Origin of the sequence: Klebsiella sp. K47, assembly GCF_051858335.1 — a bacterium.
Lineage (GTDB): Bacteria > Pseudomonadota > Gammaproteobacteria > Enterobacterales > Enterobacteriaceae > Klebsiella > Klebsiella pneumoniae.
Genome location: NZ_JBPYUI010000001.1, coordinates 91,079 through 108,563, shown reverse-complemented (window position 1 = coordinate 108,563; position 17,485 = coordinate 91,079). Strand labels below are relative to the sequence as shown.

General features: G+C 59.6%; 23 protein-coding genes. 8 read left to right on the top strand and 15 right to left on the bottom strand.

Going from position 1 to position 17,485, the window contains the following annotated elements:
* Window positions 1-15: 15 nt before the first annotated feature.
* The gene (puuD, locus tag RRF55_RS00575; protein WP_020802183.1) at window positions 16-768 is read right to left on the bottom strand and encodes a gamma-glutamyl-gamma-aminobutyrate hydrolase; all 753 of its coding nucleotides are present in this window, start codon (window positions 766-768) and stop codon (window positions 16-18) included.
* A gap of 225 nt (window positions 769-993) precedes the next feature.
* On the opposite strand from puuD, the gene RRF55_RS00570 reads away from it, so the two are divergent.
* From RRF55_RS00570 to RRF55_RS00560, 3 genes are all read left to right on the top strand, one after another.
* Window positions 994-2,415 (top strand): glutamine synthetase family protein, encoded by a 1,422-nt coding sequence (locus tag RRF55_RS00570; RefSeq protein ID WP_002898595.1) that lies wholly within the window; start codon window positions 994-996, stop codon window positions 2,413-2,415.
* A 172-nt stretch (window positions 2,416-2,587) separates the two neighbouring features.
* The gene (locus tag RRF55_RS00565) at window positions 2,588-2,779 is read left to right on the top strand and encodes a YmjE family protein (RefSeq protein WP_004176616.1); all 192 of its coding nucleotides are present in this window, start codon (window positions 2,588-2,590) and stop codon (window positions 2,777-2,779) included.
* Window positions 2,769-4,160, top strand: a complete 1,392-nt coding sequence (locus RRF55_RS00560; RefSeq protein WP_004141463.1) for an APC family permease — start codon at window positions 2,769-2,771, stop codon at window positions 4,158-4,160. Before RRF55_RS00565 ends, RRF55_RS00560 begins: the two co-directional genes overlap by 11 nt.
* 118 nt (window positions 4,161-4,278) lie before the next feature.
* Here RRF55_RS00560 and RRF55_RS00555 read toward each other — a convergent pair whose 3' ends face one another.
* Window positions 4,279-4,401 carry a small membrane protein gene (locus RRF55_RS00555; RefSeq protein ID WP_002898600.1) on the bottom strand — a complete coding sequence of 41 codons (123 nt, stop codon included), beginning with the start codon at window positions 4,399-4,401 and terminating at the stop codon, window positions 4,279-4,281.
* 256 nt (window positions 4,402-4,657) lie between these two features.
* Between RRF55_RS00555 and RRF55_RS00550 the strand changes: the two genes are divergently transcribed.
* Window positions 4,658-4,879, top strand: a complete 222-nt coding sequence (locus tag RRF55_RS00550) for a hypothetical protein (protein WP_002898602.1) — start codon at window positions 4,658-4,660, stop codon at window positions 4,877-4,879.
* 20 nt (window positions 4,880-4,899) lie between these two features.
* Here the strand turns inward: RRF55_RS00550 and RRF55_RS00545 are convergent, their stop codons facing one another.
* Window positions 4,900-5,688: an SDR family NAD(P)-dependent oxidoreductase gene (locus RRF55_RS00545; RefSeq protein ID WP_004150831.1), complete on the bottom strand. Its 789-nt coding sequence runs from the start codon at window positions 5,686-5,688 to the stop codon at window positions 4,900-4,902.
* Between the two features lie 115 nt (window positions 5,689-5,803).
* Window positions 5,804-6,253: a winged helix-turn-helix transcriptional regulator gene (locus tag RRF55_RS00540; RefSeq protein WP_004141456.1), complete on the bottom strand. Its 450-nt coding sequence runs from the start codon at window positions 6,251-6,253 to the stop codon at window positions 5,804-5,806.
* A gap of 152 nt (window positions 6,254-6,405) precedes the next feature.
* On the opposite strand from RRF55_RS00540, the gene agp reads away from it, so the two are divergent.
* The gene (agp, locus tag RRF55_RS00535) at window positions 6,406-7,653 is read left to right on the top strand and encodes a bifunctional glucose-1-phosphatase/inositol phosphatase (RefSeq protein ID WP_064277386.1); all 1,248 of its coding nucleotides are present in this window, start codon (window positions 6,406-6,408) and stop codon (window positions 7,651-7,653) included.
* Between the two features lie 68 nt (window positions 7,654-7,721).
* On the opposite strand, the gene RRF55_RS00530 is transcribed toward agp, so the two are convergent.
* The 3 genes from RRF55_RS00530 to RRF55_RS00520 all read right to left on the bottom strand — a co-directional run bounded on the left by RRF55_RS00530 (window position 7,722) and on the right by RRF55_RS00520 (window position 8,914).
* Entirely contained in the window at window positions 7,722-7,949 is a 228-nt protein-coding gene (locus RRF55_RS00530; RefSeq protein WP_002898701.1) for a YccJ family protein, read from the bottom strand.
* Window positions 7,950-7,969: 20 nt separating this feature from the next.
* Window positions 7,970-8,566: an NAD(P)H:quinone oxidoreductase gene (gene wrbA, locus RRF55_RS00525; protein ID WP_002898704.1), complete on the bottom strand. Its 597-nt coding sequence runs from the start codon at window positions 8,564-8,566 to the stop codon at window positions 7,970-7,972.
* A gap of 216 nt (window positions 8,567-8,782) precedes the next feature.
* Complete coding sequence (locus tag RRF55_RS00520; protein ID WP_021312893.1) at window positions 8,783-8,914, bottom strand: hypothetical protein; 132 nt, start codon at window positions 8,912-8,914, stop codon at window positions 8,783-8,785.
* A gap of 87 nt (window positions 8,915-9,001) precedes the next feature.
* On the opposite strand from RRF55_RS00520, the gene RRF55_RS00515 reads away from it, so the two are divergent.
* The gene (locus RRF55_RS00515; RefSeq protein WP_002898708.1) at window positions 9,002-9,175 is read left to right on the top strand and encodes a general stress protein; all 174 of its coding nucleotides are present in this window, start codon (window positions 9,002-9,004) and stop codon (window positions 9,173-9,175) included.
* Between the two features lie 162 nt (window positions 9,176-9,337).
* On the top strand, window positions 9,338-10,276 hold the full coding sequence (locus tag RRF55_RS00510) for a DMT family transporter (protein WP_064277387.1): 939 nt from the start codon (window positions 9,338-9,340) through the stop codon (window positions 10,274-10,276).
* Window positions 10,277-10,681: 405 nt separating this feature from the next.
* Here the strand turns inward: RRF55_RS00510 and rutG are convergent, their stop codons facing one another.
* From rutG to rutA, 7 genes are read right to left on the bottom strand one after another with little or no spacing between them, the layout of a single operon-like run.
* A complete protein-coding gene (gene rutG, locus RRF55_RS00505) occupies window positions 10,682-12,004 on the bottom strand; it encodes a pyrimidine utilization transport protein G (RefSeq protein WP_004191019.1) in 1,323 nt (440 codons plus the stop codon).
* Between the two features lie 21 nt (window positions 12,005-12,025).
* Window positions 12,026-12,520: an NADH-dependent FMN reductase RutF gene (gene rutF, locus RRF55_RS00500; RefSeq protein WP_004176611.1), complete on the bottom strand. Its 495-nt coding sequence runs from the start codon at window positions 12,518-12,520 to the stop codon at window positions 12,026-12,028.
* Between the two features lie 10 nt (window positions 12,521-12,530).
* A complete protein-coding gene (locus tag RRF55_RS00495) occupies window positions 12,531-13,121 on the bottom strand; it encodes a malonic semialdehyde reductase (RefSeq protein WP_002898814.1) in 591 nt (196 codons plus the stop codon).
* Window positions 13,118-13,921, bottom strand: coding sequence for a pyrimidine utilization protein D (gene rutD / locus RRF55_RS00490; protein ID WP_064277388.1), 804 nt, complete (start codon window positions 13,919-13,921; stop codon window positions 13,118-13,120). The genes RRF55_RS00495 and rutD overlap by 4 nt, the downstream gene beginning before the upstream one ends.
* The gene (gene rutC / locus RRF55_RS00485; protein WP_002898877.1) at window positions 13,918-14,310 is read right to left on the bottom strand and encodes a pyrimidine utilization protein C; all 393 of its coding nucleotides are present in this window, start codon (window positions 14,308-14,310) and stop codon (window positions 13,918-13,920) included. Before rutC ends, rutD begins: the two co-directional genes overlap by 4 nt.
* Window positions 14,303-15,013, bottom strand: coding sequence for a pyrimidine utilization protein B (gene rutB / locus RRF55_RS00480; RefSeq protein WP_004224061.1), 711 nt, complete (start codon window positions 15,011-15,013; stop codon window positions 14,303-14,305). The genes rutC and rutB overlap by 8 nt, the downstream gene beginning before the upstream one ends.
* The gene (rutA, locus tag RRF55_RS00475) at window positions 15,013-16,104 is read right to left on the bottom strand and encodes a pyrimidine utilization protein A (protein WP_064277389.1); all 1,092 of its coding nucleotides are present in this window, start codon (window positions 16,102-16,104) and stop codon (window positions 15,013-15,015) included. Before rutA ends, rutB begins: the two co-directional genes overlap by 1 nt.
* Window positions 16,105-16,388: 284 nt before the next feature.
* Between rutA and rutR the strand changes: the two genes are divergently transcribed.
* Window positions 16,389-17,027 (top strand): HTH-type transcriptional regulator RutR, encoded by a 639-nt coding sequence (gene rutR, locus RRF55_RS00470; RefSeq protein ID WP_002898883.1) that lies wholly within the window; start codon window positions 16,389-16,391, stop codon window positions 17,025-17,027.
* Here rutR and RRF55_RS00465 read toward each other — a convergent pair.
* Complete coding sequence (locus RRF55_RS00465) at window positions 17,024-17,419, bottom strand: lysozyme inhibitor LprI family protein (protein ID WP_002898886.1); 396 nt, start codon at window positions 17,417-17,419, stop codon at window positions 17,024-17,026. The genes rutR and RRF55_RS00465 overlap by 4 nt on opposite strands.
* Between the last annotated feature and the right edge of the window lie 66 nt (window positions 17,420-17,485).

The following is a 17,485-nucleotide window of genomic DNA, read 5'->3' as shown; positions in this document are numbered from 1 at the left end:
CCTTAACGGTAGTGGTCAGCGCCGCCGCTTTTCAGCATGATGGCCCTGACAGGCGGTGATAAAACCATCAAACAACATACGCGACAGGGCGTATTCGCTACTGTTCCATTCTGGATGCCACTGTACGCCCAGCGCGAAAGGATGATCGTTCACGCTGACCGCTTCCACCAGTCCATCCGGCGCTCGCGCCTCCACGCGCAGCTGCGGACTGAGGGTTTTTGCCCCTTGCCCATGTAGCGAGTTTACCCAAAACGTGTTGCAGCCCGGTATCAATTGCGACAGCAATCCTCCTTCCTGAACCTCAACCTGATGGGACGGCGCATACTGCTGCTCGACGGGCAGTTCAGGATCTTCGCGATGTTCAAGGAGCTCAGGCTGCTCGAACAGACGACGATACAGAGTCCCGCCGGTGGCGACAACCAGTTCCTGCAGTCCACGACAGATGGCGAAAATGGGGATGCGCCTTTCGAGCGCGGCGTTAATCAGCGCCATGCTCAGAAGATCACGCCCGGGGTCGGCGTCAGGCTCATCGCCGTTTTCACCATAAAGGTGCGGCTGCACATTGCTGGGGCTGCCTGGCAGGTAGATCCCGTCCAGTTTATCAACGACCGCGTTCAGTAGCTCCGGCTCCGCCAGCGCATGCGGCAGGGCAATCGGCAGTCCGCCGGCGTTCACAATTGCATTCAGGTACTTTTCTTGCAAGGTCTGGGTCTGGTGACCCTTAAGCCTGTTTCTACACATCACGACGCCAATAACTGGCTTGTACATTATATTTTCCATGATCGCCCTCACAAAGTGGACTAAATTATGACCGCTATAGCGGGTTTAACGGCCATATCGTTCAATATTTTCTCAATCTAGCAGTGGAAATAGCCCTTTGCAAACTTAATTTAACATTTGACAAACAATTTATTTGCATACACAGTCGATGGGGTGGACATTATATTTAACGGTCTGAGTGCAGGACCGAAACCCAACCAACGGCGGTGAATCATGGAAACCAATATCGTAGAAGTTGAGAATTTTGTTCAGCAAACGGAAGAGAGACGGGTTAGCGCGTTCGCGAAAGAAGTGAAGCGCTACCTCGAAACCTACCCTGATACCCAGTATGTCGATGTCCTCCTCACTGACCTGAACGGCTGCTTCCGCGGCAAGCGCATCCCGGTTGCCGGCCTGAGCAAACTGGAGAAAGGCTGTTATTTCCCGGCCTCGGTGTTTGCGATGGATATTCTCGGCAATGTGGTGGAAGAGGCCGGTCTGGGCCAGGAGATGGGCGAGCCGGATCGCAGCTGCATCCCGGTACCCGGCACCTTAACCCCTTCGGCGGCTGACCCACAATCGATAGCCCAGGTACAGCTAACCATGGTTGATGAAGATGGCGCTCCCTTTGACGTTGAGCCGCGGAACGTACTCAACCGCCTCTGGCAGCAGTTGCGCCAGCGCGGGCTGTTCCCCGTGGTAGCGGTAGAGCTGGAGTTCTATTTACTGGACCGCAAACGCGATGCCGAAGGCTACCTGCAGCCGCCGTGTGCGCCGGGCACCGACGATCGCAACACCCAAAGCCAGGTCTACTCGGTCGATAACCTTAACCACTTCGCCGACGTGCTCAACGACATCGACGAGCTGGCCAAACTGCAGCTGATCCCCGCCGATGGCGCGGTGGCGGAAGCCTCGCCGGGCCAGTTTGAAATCAACCTTCACCATACCGATAACGTGCTGGACGCCTGCGATGATGCGCTGGCGTTAAAACGTCTCGTGCGTTTGATGGCGGAGAAGCATAAGATGCACGCCACTTTTATGGCGAAGCCTTATGAAGAGCATGCCGGCAGTGGGATGCATATCCACATCAGCATGCTGAACAATAAAGGGGAAAACGTGCTGGTGGACGGCGATGGGGAAGACTCTGCGCTGCTCAAACGCGCGCTGGCCGGGATGATCGATCTGATGCCGGCCTCGATGGCGCTGCTGGCGCCGAACGTGAACTCGTATCGCCGCTTCCAGCCGGGGATGTACGTCCCGACGCAGGCTTCGTGGGGGCATAACAACCGCACCGTCGCGCTGCGTATTCCGTGCGGCGAGCGGCAGAACCACCGCGTGGAGTATCGCGTCGCGGGGGCGGATGCCAACCCGTATCTGGTGATGGCGGCGATTTTCGCCGGCATTCTGCACGGGCTGGATAACCCCCAGCTGCCTTTACAGGAAGAGGTGGAAGGTAACGGTCTGGAACAAGAGGGCCTGCCGTTCCCGATCCGCCAGAGCGATGCGCTGTGGGAGTTTATGCAGAACGATCACTTGCGTGAGCGCCTCGGCGAGCGTTTCTGCCATGTTTTCCATGCCTGTAAGCATGATGAATTACTGCAGTTTGAGCGTCTTATCACAGAAACCGAAATTGAGTGGATGTTGAAAAACGCCTGATGGTCGCCCCGCGAGGGGCCCATAAGTTTGGTAATCAGTAGCATCATACGGCCTGAGCGGAGCCTGGCCGACGTTTTTGCTGGGAGCCCAGCCATTTCCCGGATGTCGCGTTAAGGAGCGCAGGCGGCAACGGGGCTTCAGTTAACGACACAGTGTGTGACGAGGAAATGAGATGATGCAGATGTTCAAATATCCGCAGGGAGAGGGAGGCCGCTCAGGCCGCATTGGATGCCAGCCAGCTACCGCTTACCGGTCCGTCTTACCCTTTTATCTACGCCTTACCCCTTTGCTAAGCAGGTTTGTCACGCGGACGTTGGGCCCGCAAACTGTTAACAGCAAGGGGGGGATGGGCGATGGCTATTAATCCTCCGGCGCATAACGCCGCTCAGGCGGGCAGGCCGCGTCTGCGTAAATCCCTCAAACTCTGGCAAGTGGTGATGATGGGGCTGGCCTATCTGACGCCAATGACGGTGTTTGATACCTTCGGCATCGTCTCCGGCATCAGCAATGGCCACGTTCCGGCGTCTTATCTGCTGGCGCTGGCTGGCGTGCTGTTCACCGCCATCAGCTACGGCAAACTGGTGCGTCAGTTTCCGGAAGCCGGTTCCGCCTATACCTACGCGCAAAAATCCATCAGTCCGCACGTCGGCTTTATGGTTGGCTGGTCGTCGCTGCTGGATTATCTGTTTCTGCCGATGATCAACGTCCTGCTGGCGAAGATCTATCTCTCGGCCTTGTTCCCCGAAGTGCCGCCGTGGGTGTGGGTAGTGACCTTTGTCGCTATTCTGACCGCCGCGAACCTGAAAAGCGTTAACCTGGTGGCCAACTTCAATACCCTGTTCGTGCTGGTGCAGATTTCGATCATGGTGGTGTTTGTCATTCTGGTGGTGCAGGGGCTGCATAAAGGCGAGGGGGTGGGTACCGTCTGGTCGCTGCAGCCGTTTATCAGCCAGAATGCGCATCTGATCCCGATTATTACCGGCGCGACCATTGTCTGCTTCTCGTTTCTCGGCTTCGACGCGGTGACCACCCTGTCGGAAGAGACCCCTGACGCCGCGCGGGTGATCCCGAAGGCAATTTTTCTCACCGCGATGTACGGCGGCATTATCTTTATCGTCGCGTCGTTCTTTATGCAGCTGTTCTTCCCGGATATTCATCGCTTTAAAGACCCCGATGCCGCGCTGCCGGAGATTGCGCTGTACGTGGGCGGCAAGCTGTTCCAGTCGATTTTCCTGTGCACCACCTTTGTTAACACCCTGGCGTCCGGCCTGGCCTCCCATGCCAGCGTCTCCCGTCTGCTGTACGTGATGGGCCGCGACAACGTCTTCCCGGAGCGCATTTTTGGCTATGTGCATCCGAAATGGCGTACCCCAGCGCTGAACGTGATTATGGTGGGCATCGTTGCGCTGTCGGCGCTGTTCTTCGACCTGGTGACCGCCACCGCGTTGATTAATTTCGGCGCGCTGGTGGCCTTCACCTTCGTTAACCTGTCGGTGTTCAACCACTTCTGGCGGCGCAAGGGGTACAACAAAACCTGGAAGGATCGACTGCATTATCTGCTGCTGCCGATGGTCGGGGCGTTGACGGTCGGGGTATTGTGGATCAATCTCGAGGCCACCTCCCTGACGCTCGGCCTGGTGTGGGCGGCGCTTGGTCTGCTGTACCTGACTTATCTGACCCGACGCTTCCGCAAACCGCCGCCGCAGTTTGATGCCGCTAAAGCGGAGCAGGCCTGGGAGTCATAGGTTCTGAGGCATAAACTGAACGAAGGCAGGCCCGCAGGCCTGCTTTCGTTTTGGCTTCGGTAAGGGACAGTACAGGACGGTAAAGAAATCAGCAGAAAACGGTGGGGAACGGAAGGTATTATTTCTTCTTTTTATGGACAGGTAACTGACTGGCGCGCCGCTCTTTGAGGTACGACACCAGGCTGTAGATGGCGACGCCCAGCAGCGCCACCGCGACGATAAAGAGAATAAGACCCGACATAGACCAACCTAATATTCTGTTTGGAAAGGGAAAAAGATACAGGGCTCTGTGTGAAGATAACATCGGGATATGTCTGAAAGATGACGCCTCATCGCGAGAATATCCGGCGGCGGGGTTGTGATAAAATATTTCCCGCAGGGATGTGACCGCCTGGGTTTCACCTGAAATGGCGTAACACTCCGTTAAGTGATTTTACAGAAGTGCGGCCTACAGCGAGTTACGCTGACCGCGAATAAGAACGATCTGAGAGTCAGTCATGTATAAGAAAACCCTCAGCCTGCTGGGCGTAGCGTTGGCGCTGTCTGCCTTCGCCAGTCAGGCTGAAAGTGAACGTCAGGCGAGCCGCGAGCGGATCGTGGAGCAGGTCCTCAAGCCGTGTGAAGGCAAAAAGGCGGGCGATAAGGTGGTGATTACCGATCGCCGCGGCGGCGAGCACGAGGCGATCTGTACCCTGACGGCGGTTCCGCTACCGGAGTAGCGCCCGCCGCACGGTGCCGCTTATCGATACCGCGGCGCAGGCTGTCCGGTTCGCGCGCTGGTAAACAGCGCCAGTCTGGACTGCTCAAAAGTCTCCCACAGTCCCAGGTCATGAACCGGTGGTAAGGTGACCTGTTCCCCCATCTCCAGCCCCCTGAGAGCGGCGTCAACCAGATCCTCGGTGGTCATTACCGTGCCGCTGGGCAGAGCGTCCAGCGCCACGCCGGAGGTCGGCCACAGATCGGTAGCGGTCGCCGCCGGCAATACCGCCTGAATACGCACGCCGCTGTCGGCAAACTCCTCCTGCAGGCCGCGGGTGAAGCTCAACACCCAGGCTTTGCTGGCGCTGTAGACTGCGCTGCCCGGCAGCGTATGCAGCGCGAGGATAGAGGCAATATTGATCAGCGTCCCCCGGCGTCGTGGGGTGAAAGCGGCCAGCGCGGCATAGCTCAGACGCAGCAGCGCGGTGGTGTTGAGCGTATGAATCGCCTGGTGCTCGCGTGGCGTACTGGCGAGAAAACCCGCCAATTTCGCGGTGCCGGCGTTGTTAATGAACAGGTCGATGGCGGGATCCTGCTGCAGACGCTGCTCTACGGCGGCAATCCCGTGCTCTTCGCTAAGATCGGCTTTGAGGATGCTTGCCTGGATGGCGTAGCGCGCCTGCAGCTGGTCGGCGAGCGCCTGCAGACGGTCTTCACGACGGGCGGCGAGGATCAGGTTGTAGCCGCGGGCGGCGAGTCGTTCGGCATAGATCGCGCCGATACCTGAGGACGCGCCGGTGATAAAAGCTGTGTGCGATGGTTGGGTCATGAGAAATGCCTCGTAAAAGGTTGCATTATTAAACCAAATTCAGCATGAGATATTAGGTTTAATAATGCAACCATTTTGCCAGGACTTTTTCATTTTTGCCTGTCGCGGGCAGCGTTTAGTCGTTCAGCGGGATAGCGATGGTGATGTCCGCCGGGGCCAGCTCACGGCCATCTGCCGCCTGCAGGACCAGCTTACGCAGGGGCTGGCGCTGCTGGCGGTCAATGAGCCGGGTCGCCGGTTCGTCAGGATCGAACAGATAGTCGTCTGCCCACTGGGAGAGGGCGACCAGCACCGTTTGCAGGGCACGGCCCTTATCGGTCAGGACATACTCCTGCCAGGCGCTGCCGTCGGAGGCCGGCTGCAGGCGCAGGATGCCTTCATCCACCAGCATTTTCAGCCGCCCGGCGAGCATGTTTTTGGCGATACCGAGGTTTTTCTGGAATTCGCTAAAACGGCGCACCCCGCGCAGAGCATCGCGGACGATCAGCAGCGACCACCAGTCGCCGATGACGTCGAGGGAGCGGGCGATAGGGCAACAGCTGTTTTCCAGACGGGTACGTTTCACGAAAGCCTCCAGGTTAATTGTTTCATTATAAAACTCTTTGCCTGGCAGGGGAAATTTTCGGCTACGGTCTAAGTTTGCGAGCGATTACCAGGAAAAATGTCATAAATCCGGCACAATTAACGCGATGATAATAAATGACTAAGGATGAAGGGATGAAAAAACGTCTACTTGCCGCCGCCGTTACCTGCGCGGTGATGTTATCCGCTGGCGCTCAGGCGCAGGACACGGCCGCCCCGGAGGGGTATCAGCTGCAGCAGGTGCTGATCATGAGTCGTCACAACCTGCGTGCGCCGTTGGCCAATAACGGCAGCGTGCTGGAGCAGTCCACCGCCAAGGCCTGGCCGCAGTGGGATGTGCCGGGCGGCCAACTGACCACCAAAGGCGGTGTGCTGGAGGTGTATATGGGCCACTATATGCGCGAATGGCTGGCGCAGCAGAAGCTGGTGACCAGCGGCGAGTGCCCGCCGGAAAACGCGGTTTATGCCTACGCTAACAGCCTGCAGCGCACCGTCGCCACCGCGCAGTTCTTTATCACCGGCGCGTTCCCGGGCTGCGGCATCCCGGTGCATCACCAGCCGCAGATGGGCACCATGGACCCGACCTTCAACCCGGTTATTACCGACGACTCCCCGGCGTTTCGCGAGAAAGCGCTGCAGGCGATGGAAAAAGAGCGCCAGGGAATGCAGTTGACCGAGAGCTACAAGCTGCTGGAGACGATGATCGATTACCGCAACTCGCCCTCCTGCAAAGAGAAGAAGGTCTGTTCCCTGAGCGAGGGTAAAGATACCTTTAGCGCCGGTTATCAGCAGGAGCCGGGAGTGTCCGGACCGTTGAAGGTGGGCAACTCGCTGGTAGACGCCTTCACCCTGCAATATTATGAAGGCTTCCCGAAAGATCAGGTGGCGTGGGGGGAGATCGCCAGCGATAAGCAGTGGCAAGTGCTGTCGAAGCTGAAAAATGGCTATCAGGATAGTCTGTTTACCTCGGTGGCGGTGGCGCAAAACGTCGCCAAACCGCTGGTTAAATATATCGATAACGCGCTGGTGGGCGAGGGAGCAAGCAAGGCGAAAGTCACGCTGCTGGTGGGACACGACTCGAATATCGCTTCGCTGCTCACCGCCCTGGACTTTAAGCCCTATCAACTGCCCGGCCAGTATGAGCGCACTCCTATCGGCGGCAAACTGCTGTTTCAGCGCTGGCATGACAGCGCCGGCAATCGCGATCTGATGAAGATTGAGTATGTCTATCAAAGTACCGAGCAACTGCGTAACGCCGACGCGTTAACCCTGCAGGCCCCGCCGCAGCGGATCACTCTGGCGCTTAACGGCTGTCCGGTTGATGACCAGGGATTCTGCCCGCTGGAGACCTTTAAAAAGGTGATCAACGAGGCGGCGAAATAACGAAAAAAACCCGGAGCACTCCGGGTTTTTTTAGCAGGTTAGGGTGAGCCCAGGTGGGGATAAACCTCCTAGACGTTTTTACGCTCAATCGTCTGTTCGCCCCAGAACAGGCTGTCTTTATCGGTTTTGGCAAAGGCCAGCGCCAGCACTTCGTCGCTGCCTTCCTCCCAGATTTGCTCCGCCAGTTTCTCATCGTAGTGGGCGACTTCGAAAATCGCCTCGGCAATCTCCGGTGAGGTGTTACGTAAACTTGCCCATTCGCCGACGCGATGTGCTTTTGCTTCTTGAGTTGGCATAGTGCTCCTCCTGCAGAAGATTAGCCGTGCAGTTTAACGGCCAGTTTGGCGACATGTTCACCCTGATAGCGGGCGATGGCTAACTCTTCCTCGCTCGGCTGCCGCGAGCCGTCGCCGCCGGCGATGGTGGTTGCGCCATAAGGGGTACCGCCGCGTACCTGGGAGATATCGAATAGCTCCTGGGCGCCATAGCCGATCGGGACGATGATCATGCCGTGGTGGGCCAGCGTCGTCCAGGTCGAGGTAATGGTTTGTTCCTGGCCGCCGCCGGTACCGGTTGAGCTAAATACGCTGGCGATTTTGCCATACAGAGCGCCGGACGCCCACAGACCGCCGGTTTGATCGAGGAAAGTACGCATCTGACCGGACATGTTGCCGAAGCGCGTCGGGGTACCAAAGATGATGGCGTCATACTCTGCCAGCTCCTGCGGCGTGGCGACGGGCGCGTTTTGCGTTTTCCCGCCTGCTTTGGCGAATGCTTCAGCCTGCATGGTTTCCGGCACGCGCTTCACAACCACCTCAACGCCGTCCACCCGGTTCGCCCCATCGGCGACGGCGTGAGCCATGGTTTCAATGTGTCCATACATGGAATAATAAAGCACCAGAATTTTAGCCATTTCCATCACTCCTCGGTTGCATTATAAGCCAGCAAAATAGCTGGTACCTTTAAAGATAAAGCCTCCGCCGGAGAGTGCAAATCCAACGGGCATTTGTTTGATTTATAACAAAATGACAAAGCGTTATTTACTTTTCCTTGCACCGCGCGGCCTGAAAGGAAGTGAAGGAGGAAGCGTTGCGTCTGCTATTTTGACCGCTGCGGCGAGGATGTAGCATCAGGATACATTTTTGCTGACTATTTTTTCTTCGACAGCAGAGTCGGTTAGGAGCTGTTGGCGGCGCGAGGAAGCTTTTTTCGCCCAGCTTTGTTTCTGGATATTACATTCGCCGCCGTCAGCCGCAGTCATTCACTAACCTTATAGATACGCGGCAGGACAGCGGCGTCGCCGCTCCCGCGTAATGCACTATGATGTCTAACCTAATGGAGGTCAGTAATGGCAAACCATCGTGGCGGTTCCGGCAACTTTGCCGAAGACCGTGAAAGAGCATCAGAAGCAGGACGTAAAGGTGGCCAGCATAGCGGGGGGAATTTTAAAAATGACCCTCAGCGCGCCTCAGAGGCTGGCAAAAAAGGGGGTAAAAACAGTCATGGTAGTCGTGAAAGTTAACGCGCGACTCGCACTGTTCTCTTTGATGCGGTGTTAATCTCCCCGACCCAACCGCATCGCCCTCGCCGCCGGCATCTGCCGGCGGTTTTTTTATCTGTCGGTGGTTGCGCTCCCGCCGGGCGGATTGCACACTGGTCGCCCGTTAATCGTCATGGCTGTCTTATGTCTTCGTTAAAATTCTCCGTTAGCCGCCAGGAAGCGCTCCTTATCATGATCACCATGTTCTGGGGAGGCACGTTCCTTGCCGTACAGTACGCGGTGAGCCTTAGTGGGCCGCTGTTTTTTGTCGGTTTGCGTTTCGCGACCGCCGCGCTGGCGGTGGGCCTGCTTTCGCTGCGCACTCTGCGCGGTCTGACGTGGCTGGAGGTGAAGGCCGGGGTAGCGATTGGCGTGGCGATTGCGCTGGGGTATGGCCTGCAGACCTGGGGACTACAGACCATCTCCAGCAGTAAATCTGCCTTTATCACCGCGATGTATGTACCGCTGGTGCCGCTGCTGCAGTGGCTGTGCCTGGGACGTATGCCGGGGGTGATGTCCTGCGTGGGGATTGTGCTGGCCTTTATTGGTTTAATTCTGCTGGCCGGGCCGGAAAATAATCTGCTGGCGCTTGGCGTGGGGGAGATGATCACTCTGGCAAGCGCGGTGGCGATCGCGGCGGAGATTATCCTTATCAGCGCCTGGGCCGGAAAAGTCGATGTCCGCCGGGTGACGGTGGTGCAGCTGGCGACCGCGTCGCTGGTGGCTTTCGCCGCCATGAAGCCGGCGGGTGAATCGGTGCCGTCGTTGACGCTGGCCCTGCTCGGCGTCGCGCTGGGGCTGGGGATTTTCAGCGCGATCATTCAGGTGACCATGAACTGGGCGCAGCGCAGCGTCTCGCCGACGCGGGCCACCCTTATTTATACCGGTGAACCGGTATGGGCCGGTATTTTTGGCCGGCTGGCCGGTGAGCGTCTGCCGCTGCTGGCCCTGCTCGGCTGCGTTTTGATCCTCGCGGGGGTGCTCGTGAGCGAGCTGAAGTGGAAGCGCAAGTCGCCGCCGCAGGTTTCCACAAACGACGATGCGCAGCCGCTCACGGACCTGGCCGATCGCCGCGAGCCATAATATTTTCCTTCTGACCCGACAGCGGCGCTTATCCTGGCTGGTACTCGTCCGGCTCTGATTGTCTCCAGGCCCGGCAAGCGCAGCGCCGCCGGGCGATGGCATCAGGCACGGCGTCGCTTTTATGCCGGGTGGCGGCTGCGCCTTACCCGGCCTACGTTCGTACGACCTGCCGTTAATTTATTCACCTTTCTTGCTGAAACTGCCGGTGCTGACAGCCTCAAAATCGCTGAGACGTTCCCGGAAGGCCGTGGCAGTCTCCAGGCCCGCGCAAGCGCAGCGCCGCCGGGCGGTCAGGTTCCGTGCCCGTGGTGGTGCCGGATGGCGGCATAAATGCCTTATCCGGCCTACAGGATCACACCACCCAGGCCCACACCGCTCCCTGCGCCAACGCCGCGCTAATGTGGCTTACACCGGCGTTACCCTGGCCTCCTTCGCCTCGCGCGTCCCGCGATGAAGCAGCGCGTGCAGCAGGATCGCCCCGAAGGTGGCCGTGCCAATCCCGCCCAGCGTAAAGCCGCCCAGCGACAGCGCGAAATCGCCGGCGCCCAGCACCAGGGTCACCGACACCATGATCAAATTGCTGTTTTGACTCAGATCCACCCGGTTTTGCACCCAGATCCGCGCCCCGGCGACGGCAATTAAGCCAAATACCACGATCGAGGCGCCGCCGATCACCGGCCCGGGAATGGTGTGGATTAATGCGCCGAACTTCGGCGAGAAACCCAACAGCATGGCAATCAGCGCCGCGGCGACAAACACCAGCGTTGAGTAGACCTTGGTCACCGCCATGACGCCGATGTTCTCCGCATAGGTGGTGACCCCGCTGCCGCCCACCGAACCGGAGAGCATGGTCGCCAGCCCGTCGCCGACGAAGGCGCGCCCCATGTACGGGTCCATATTGCGCCCGGTCATCCCGGCGACGGCCTTCAGGTGCCCGAGGTTCTCGGCCACCAGGATCACCGCGACCGGCGCAATCAACATCATCGCCTGGCCGTTAAAGGATGGGGGGGTAAAGTGCGGCAGCCCGAACCACGCCGCCTGGGCGAGGGGGGAGAAGTCCAGCGGTTTGCCAAGGCCCAGGCCGTTAGCCAGCAGGGCGTACAGCGCGCAGGCGACGATCAGGCCGACCAGGATCAGCAGTCGCTGCAGCATCCCGCGGGTAAATACCGCCACTATGCCGATGCAGAGCACAGTTAACACCGCCATCCAGCTGTCGAAGGCGCTGGCGGAGACGCTGCGCACGGCAATCGGCGCCAGGTTCAGGCCGATAGCCATCACCACCGCACCGGTCACCACCGGCGGCATCAGGCGCTCGATCCAGCGGGTGCCGATCTTCATCACCACCAGACCAATCAGGGTGTAGACCAGCCCGCAGGCGATGATCCCGCCAAGGGCGACGCTCAGATGAGGGTTCAGCCCCTGGCCGTTAAAGCCGGTAATGGCGATCACCACCCCGACAAAAGCGGCGCTGGAGCCGAGATAGCTCGGCACCCGTCCGCCGGTGACGACAAAGAACAGCAGGGTGCCGACGCCCGACATCAGAATAGACAGGTTCGGGTCGAGCCCCATCAACAACGGCATCAGCACCGTCGCGCCGAACATCGCAACGGCGTGCTGCACGCCCATCACCAGCGTTTGCCCGGCCGACAAGCGTTCATCGGGGGCGACAACGCCGGATTCGGCGGCAGGAGAGGTCAGCTTCCAGCGAGGAAAATCGAAGAGTGCCATGATGATATCCCGGGTTAAAGGTTAACAAGCGGGTCGCATAAGCGTGTGATAGCCGCGGTCAAACCACATCAGTCCCCGGGGCTCCGGGTGACGGGTAATGGCCACGACGTGACAAAACAGAATGTCGTGCGTCCCGACGCTGACGCGCTGGTCGATGCGGCAGTCAAAGCTGACCAGAGCCGCCTCCAGCCGCGGACAGCCGGTGGCGCCGGTCTGCCAGTCGGCGGCGGCAAAACGCTCGTCCATTGCCGTTTTACCGCCAAACAGCGTCGACAGGGCCTCCTGTCCGGCCGCCAGGGTATTGACGCACAGCGTGTGGTGTTCGCTGAACACCGGCCACACCGAAGCCGAGCGGTTCAGGCAGACCAGCAGGGTCGGCGGCGTGTCGGTAACGCTGCAGACCGCGCTGGCGGTGAACCCCGCCCGGCCCGCCGGGCCATCGGTGGTAATAATGTTAACCGCGGCGCCGACGTGGGCCATGGCGTCACGGAAACTCGCTTTGTCCGTTAACTCCATCGTAAACTCCTTATGCCAGCAGGCAGGCTTCATCAAAGGACAGACGCGGCAGGCGGCCGTACAGCTTGCCGGGGTCGCCATAGCCGATGTTCACCAGCAGGTTGCTTTTCCAGCCGTTGTCGGCAAAAAATGCCGCGTCGACTTTTTCCCGGTCAAAACCGGACATTGGCCCGGTGTCGAGGCCCAGCGCCCGGCAGGCAAAAATCAGATACGCCGCCTGCAGGGAGCTGTTGCGAAACGCGGTCTCTTCCGCCAGCTGCGGGCTGGAGGTAAACCAGCTGCGGGCGTCACCGTGGGGAAACAGGGTCGGCAGCCGGTCGTAGAAGGCGCTATCCCACGCCACGATGGCGGTCACCGGCGCCTGCATGGTTTTCTGCAGATTGCCGCTGGAGAGCGTCGGGCGAAGTTTCTCTTTGCCTTCCGCGCTGCGCACGAACACGATGCGCGCTGGCGAACAGTTGGCGGAAGTCGGCCCCATTTTCATCAGGTCCCAGACGGCCTGCAGCTGCGCATCGCTCACCGGCTTATCCAGCCAGCCGTTGTGGGTCCGGGCCTGGGTAAACAGCGTCTCGCAGGCCGTGTGGTTTATCGCGTCGTTCATCGGGTCTCCCTGGCGACCGGCAGCATAGCGGACAGCCCGTCGCGTAAAATGGTATTAAAGGTATCGGCGTCGGTGACGTTACAGGCATGGCCGCCCCACGGCATTTCCACGAGCTGGCTGCCGGGGATCGCCGTCTGCAGCACGCGGGAGCAGGAGGCGGGGACCAGCAGGTCGTCAGCGGCGCTGATAATCAGCGTCTGGCAGGCGATGGCCGACGCACGGCGTGAAAAATCAGCCTGCTTCAGGGCCTGTAGCCGCTTCAGCAGATTCTCTTTGCCCTGAAAATGGCTGATGGCAAGCGCATCTTCCGCTTCGAGGCGCGGTAGGCGCGCGGCCATCCATTCCGCCGGGTAGAGAAATAGCGGCTGCGCTTCGACCCACGCCTGCGCGCCGCCGGCATGCAGCAGACGCTCGCGCACCTGGAAGCAGCGGCGGGTATGCGGCGACAGCGACAGCCAGCCGTTGACCAGCGCCAGGGCGCTCACCGCCTCGGGGCGATCGAGCGCCAGCTGCAGGCCAATCAGCGCCCCCAGGGCGTGGCCCACCAGCGCGAAGCGGGCGATCCCCGCCGCTTGCAGAGCGCTGAACAGCTCCCCGGCCATCGTCGCCAGGCTGTAGTCGGCGGGCAGCGGACCGGCGTTCTCCCCGGTCCCGTTATGGTCATAACTCACCAGCTGATACTGTTCCTCCAGCGCCGCGCGCTGCGCCAGCCAGTAGCCGCCGCCCCCGCCCAGACCGGCGCTGAGGACCACCACCGGCGCGCCGGGCCACGGAGCCGGAGCAATATTGAGCCTCATCATGTCGGGGTACCGATATGGGCGACGCTGGCGATTTCCACCAGCGCATCGGGCTTCACCAGTCCGCACTGAATGCAGAAGCGCGCCGGTTTATCGCCGGGGAAGAACTCGGCGTAGACCTCGTTAATCGCGGCGTAATTTGTCCAGTCGGTGATAAAGATGCTGTTGAAAGTCACATCCGCCATACTCCCGCCCGCCGTTTCGATAACGCTCCTGATGGTCTCCAGCACGTGGCGGGTTTGCGCCTTTGGGTCGCCGATGTGCACCACATTGTTTTGCTTATCAAACGGCAGGGTGCCCGAGACGTAGACCACCCCGTCGGCGAGCGTCCCCGGAACAAAGGGGGCAATCGGCGCGGTGGTGCCTGGCGGAATAATCACCTGTTTAGGCATAACGTTTCTCCTTGGCTAAAGCCAGCGGGGTGGCGGGGGACAGCGCGTGGCAGAAGCTCTCGACGTCGCTGACCCAGCCGAAAAAGGTTTCAATATTGAACAGCGCCGCCTGCTGGGCGAAGGCCGGGCCGGCCTGATGGGTGGCATCCTCCAGCACGATGCCGAAGTATTCGAGAAAGAAGCCATCGCGCAGCGTCGATTCGACGCAGACGTTGGTGGCGATCCCGGTGAACACCAGGTGGCGTATGCCGCGGCTGCGCAAAATGCTGTCGAGCGGGGTGTTAAAGAAGCCGCTGTAGCGCGGTTTCGGCAACACGATATCGCCTTCCTGCGGCGTCAGCTCGTCCACCAGCTGATAATCCCAGCCGCCTTTCGCCAGCAGCTTGCCCTGCAGCTCCGGACGCTGACGCATCGTTTTCAGCGCGTTGGATTTGTGATAGTTCGGCGAGCCCGGGCCGCCGGCTTCAACATACTGATCATCCCAGCCATTCTGGAACCAGATAATCAACATACCCGCGGCGCGAGCGGCGGCGACGGCGGTATTAATATTGTCGATAACCGGCCGGGTAGCGGAGACGTCAAAGCCGGCGAGATCCAGATAACCGCCCTGGCTGGCGTAGGCGTTCTGCATATCGACCACAATCAGCGCGCTCTGCTGCGGCGCGAAGGTCAGGGATTCCGGGCGAGCGGGAAGGGTAATCATCAGGCCACCTCACGGGTAACAGAAGCAATGTGGTTCCGGCAGCGCATCAGCGGCTGAATGCGTTCGCCAAAGGCGTCAATGCCGGCAAGAAAATCATCAAAGGTCAGCAGCACGCCGTCGGTGCCGGGCACGCTCGCTACTTCATCAAGCATACGGGCGACGCTGGCATACGATCCGACCAGGGTGCCCATGTTAATGTTGACCGCCGAGGTGGGGTCGGCCATCTGGCGCACGTTGGTATCACTGCCGGAGCGGGTATCTTTCTGACTCTGCTTGGTGAGCCACGCCAGCGCTTCTTCATCGGCGCCCGCTTTGTAATGTTCCCATTTGGCGCGCGCCGCCTCGTCGGTTTCGTCGGCGATCACCATGAACAGCACATAGGACCCCACGTCGCGGCCGGTTTTTTCCGCCGCCTGCATCATGCGTGCGGCGGTCGGGGCAAAGGCCGTTGGCGTGTTGACCCCTTTGCCAAAGCAAAAGTTGTAGTCCGCATGCTGGGCGGAGAAGGCCATCCCGGCATCGCTCTGCCCGGCGCAGATCACCTTCATCGGCTGCGACGGGCGCGGGCTGACCCGGCAGTCGTTCATGGTGAAGTAGTCACCTTTGAAATCGCTGCGCCCGGTGCCCCACAGGTCACGGAGCACCTGGACGTATTCGGTGAGATAGTCATAGCGGCTGGCGAAATAGTCATCTCCCGGCCACATGCCCATCTGGTCATATTCCGGTTTTTGCCAGCCGGTCACCAGATTGACGCCAAACCGGCCGCCGGAGATGGAGTCGATAGTGGAGGCCATCCGGGCGACAATCGCCGGCGGCAGCGTCAGGGTGGCGGCGGTGGCGTAGATCTGGATCTTCGAGGTCACCGCGGCCAGGCCGGCCATCAGGGTGAAGGACTCCAGGTTGTGATCCCAGAATTCAGTTTTCCCGCCGAAGCCGCGCAGTTTGATCATGGAGAGCGCGAAGTCGAAATGGTAGTGCTCGGCCTTCTGCACGATGGCCTTATTCAGTTCAAAGGTCGGCATATACTGCGGGGCATGGGTGGAGATCAGCCAGCCGTTGTTGCCAATGGGAACGAAAACACCAATTTTCATACCTACCTCTCTGCAGTCATGGAAGATGGGTTGCGATGGTGCGGCATCCTGCCTCTCCCTGGACCACCTCGCAGAAAAGGTAAAGCAAAGGCGATGCCAGTTTTATAAATGCTAATGTTATTAATGTGTTACTTTTGAGTTGCTAAAAAGGACGATAAAAAAGTGGACTGGATGGTCAAAATCAGTGCACGAAAAAACGGCAGTCATGCGCAATCAGGGTGCATGGGGTCGTGTCGGCGCAGGGCTTTTGCTATGCTGGTGGCGTCAACTGAAGGAGAGGATGTATGGCACAGGGCGCGGTGAAGAAAAGCGGCAAACGTTCACAAGCGGTCAGCGCCAAAAAGGAGGCCATCCTGGCCGCCGCGCTGGAGGCATTTTCGCAATTTGGTATTCACGGTACGCGGCTGGAGCAGGTGGCTGAGCGCGCCGGGGTATCGAAAACCAATCTGCTCTATTACTACCCTTCGAAAGAGGCGCTGTATGTGGCAGTCCTGCAGCAGATCCTCGCCATCTGGCTGGCGCCGCTGAAGGCCTTTCGTGAGGATATCAGCCCGCTGGTGGCGATCCGCGAATATATTCGCCTGAAGCTGGAGGTGTCCCGCGATCACCCCCAGGCCTCGAAGCTCTTCTGCCTCGAGATGCTGCAGGGGGCGCCGCTGCTGATGGGCGAACTGACCGGGGATCTGAAAGCGCTGGTCGACGAAAAATCGGCGATAGTCTCCGGCTGGATCGACCGCGGCAAGCTGGCGCCGGTCGATCCACAGCATTTAATCTTTATGATCTGGGCTACCACCCAGCATTACGCCGACTTCGCCACCCAGGTGGAGGCGGTCACCGGCGCCACGCTGCAGGATGCGGCCTTTTTTGAACAAACGGTCGATAATGTCCAGCGGATGATTATCGAAGGCATTCGCGTCCGTTAATTGGCGGGCGGCAGCGGGCAGCTTTGATCGCCATCCTCGCACTGTAGCAGCGAGGCGAGGAAAGACTCCCGCTCCACGCTCTTATCGGTCATGCACTGGCTGACCAGCATTGGCTGCATGCTGCCGCCTTCGGCGCCGGACGCGAGAAAGGCGCAGTCGGCGTCGCGGAGGGCGATCCATGCCTGCTGCGCCTGCTTCAGTAATGTTTGTTGTTTACCCACCGCCCGCTGCAGGGCCTGCTGCCAGGTGTCGTTCAGTTTTTTATCGGCCGCCTGATACTGCGCGGCCGCGCACTGATTCATTTCGGTTTGGGTGTTGGCGCTGCTGCACTCGTCCGCCAGCGCCGCGCCGCTGGCCAGCAGGGCCATCACGGCAAATAACGTGCGTTTCATTGTTCTGCTCCCATAATTAAGGCTCCCGTCCGGGAGCCTTAATTAAACACAGCTGACGTCGGCTGT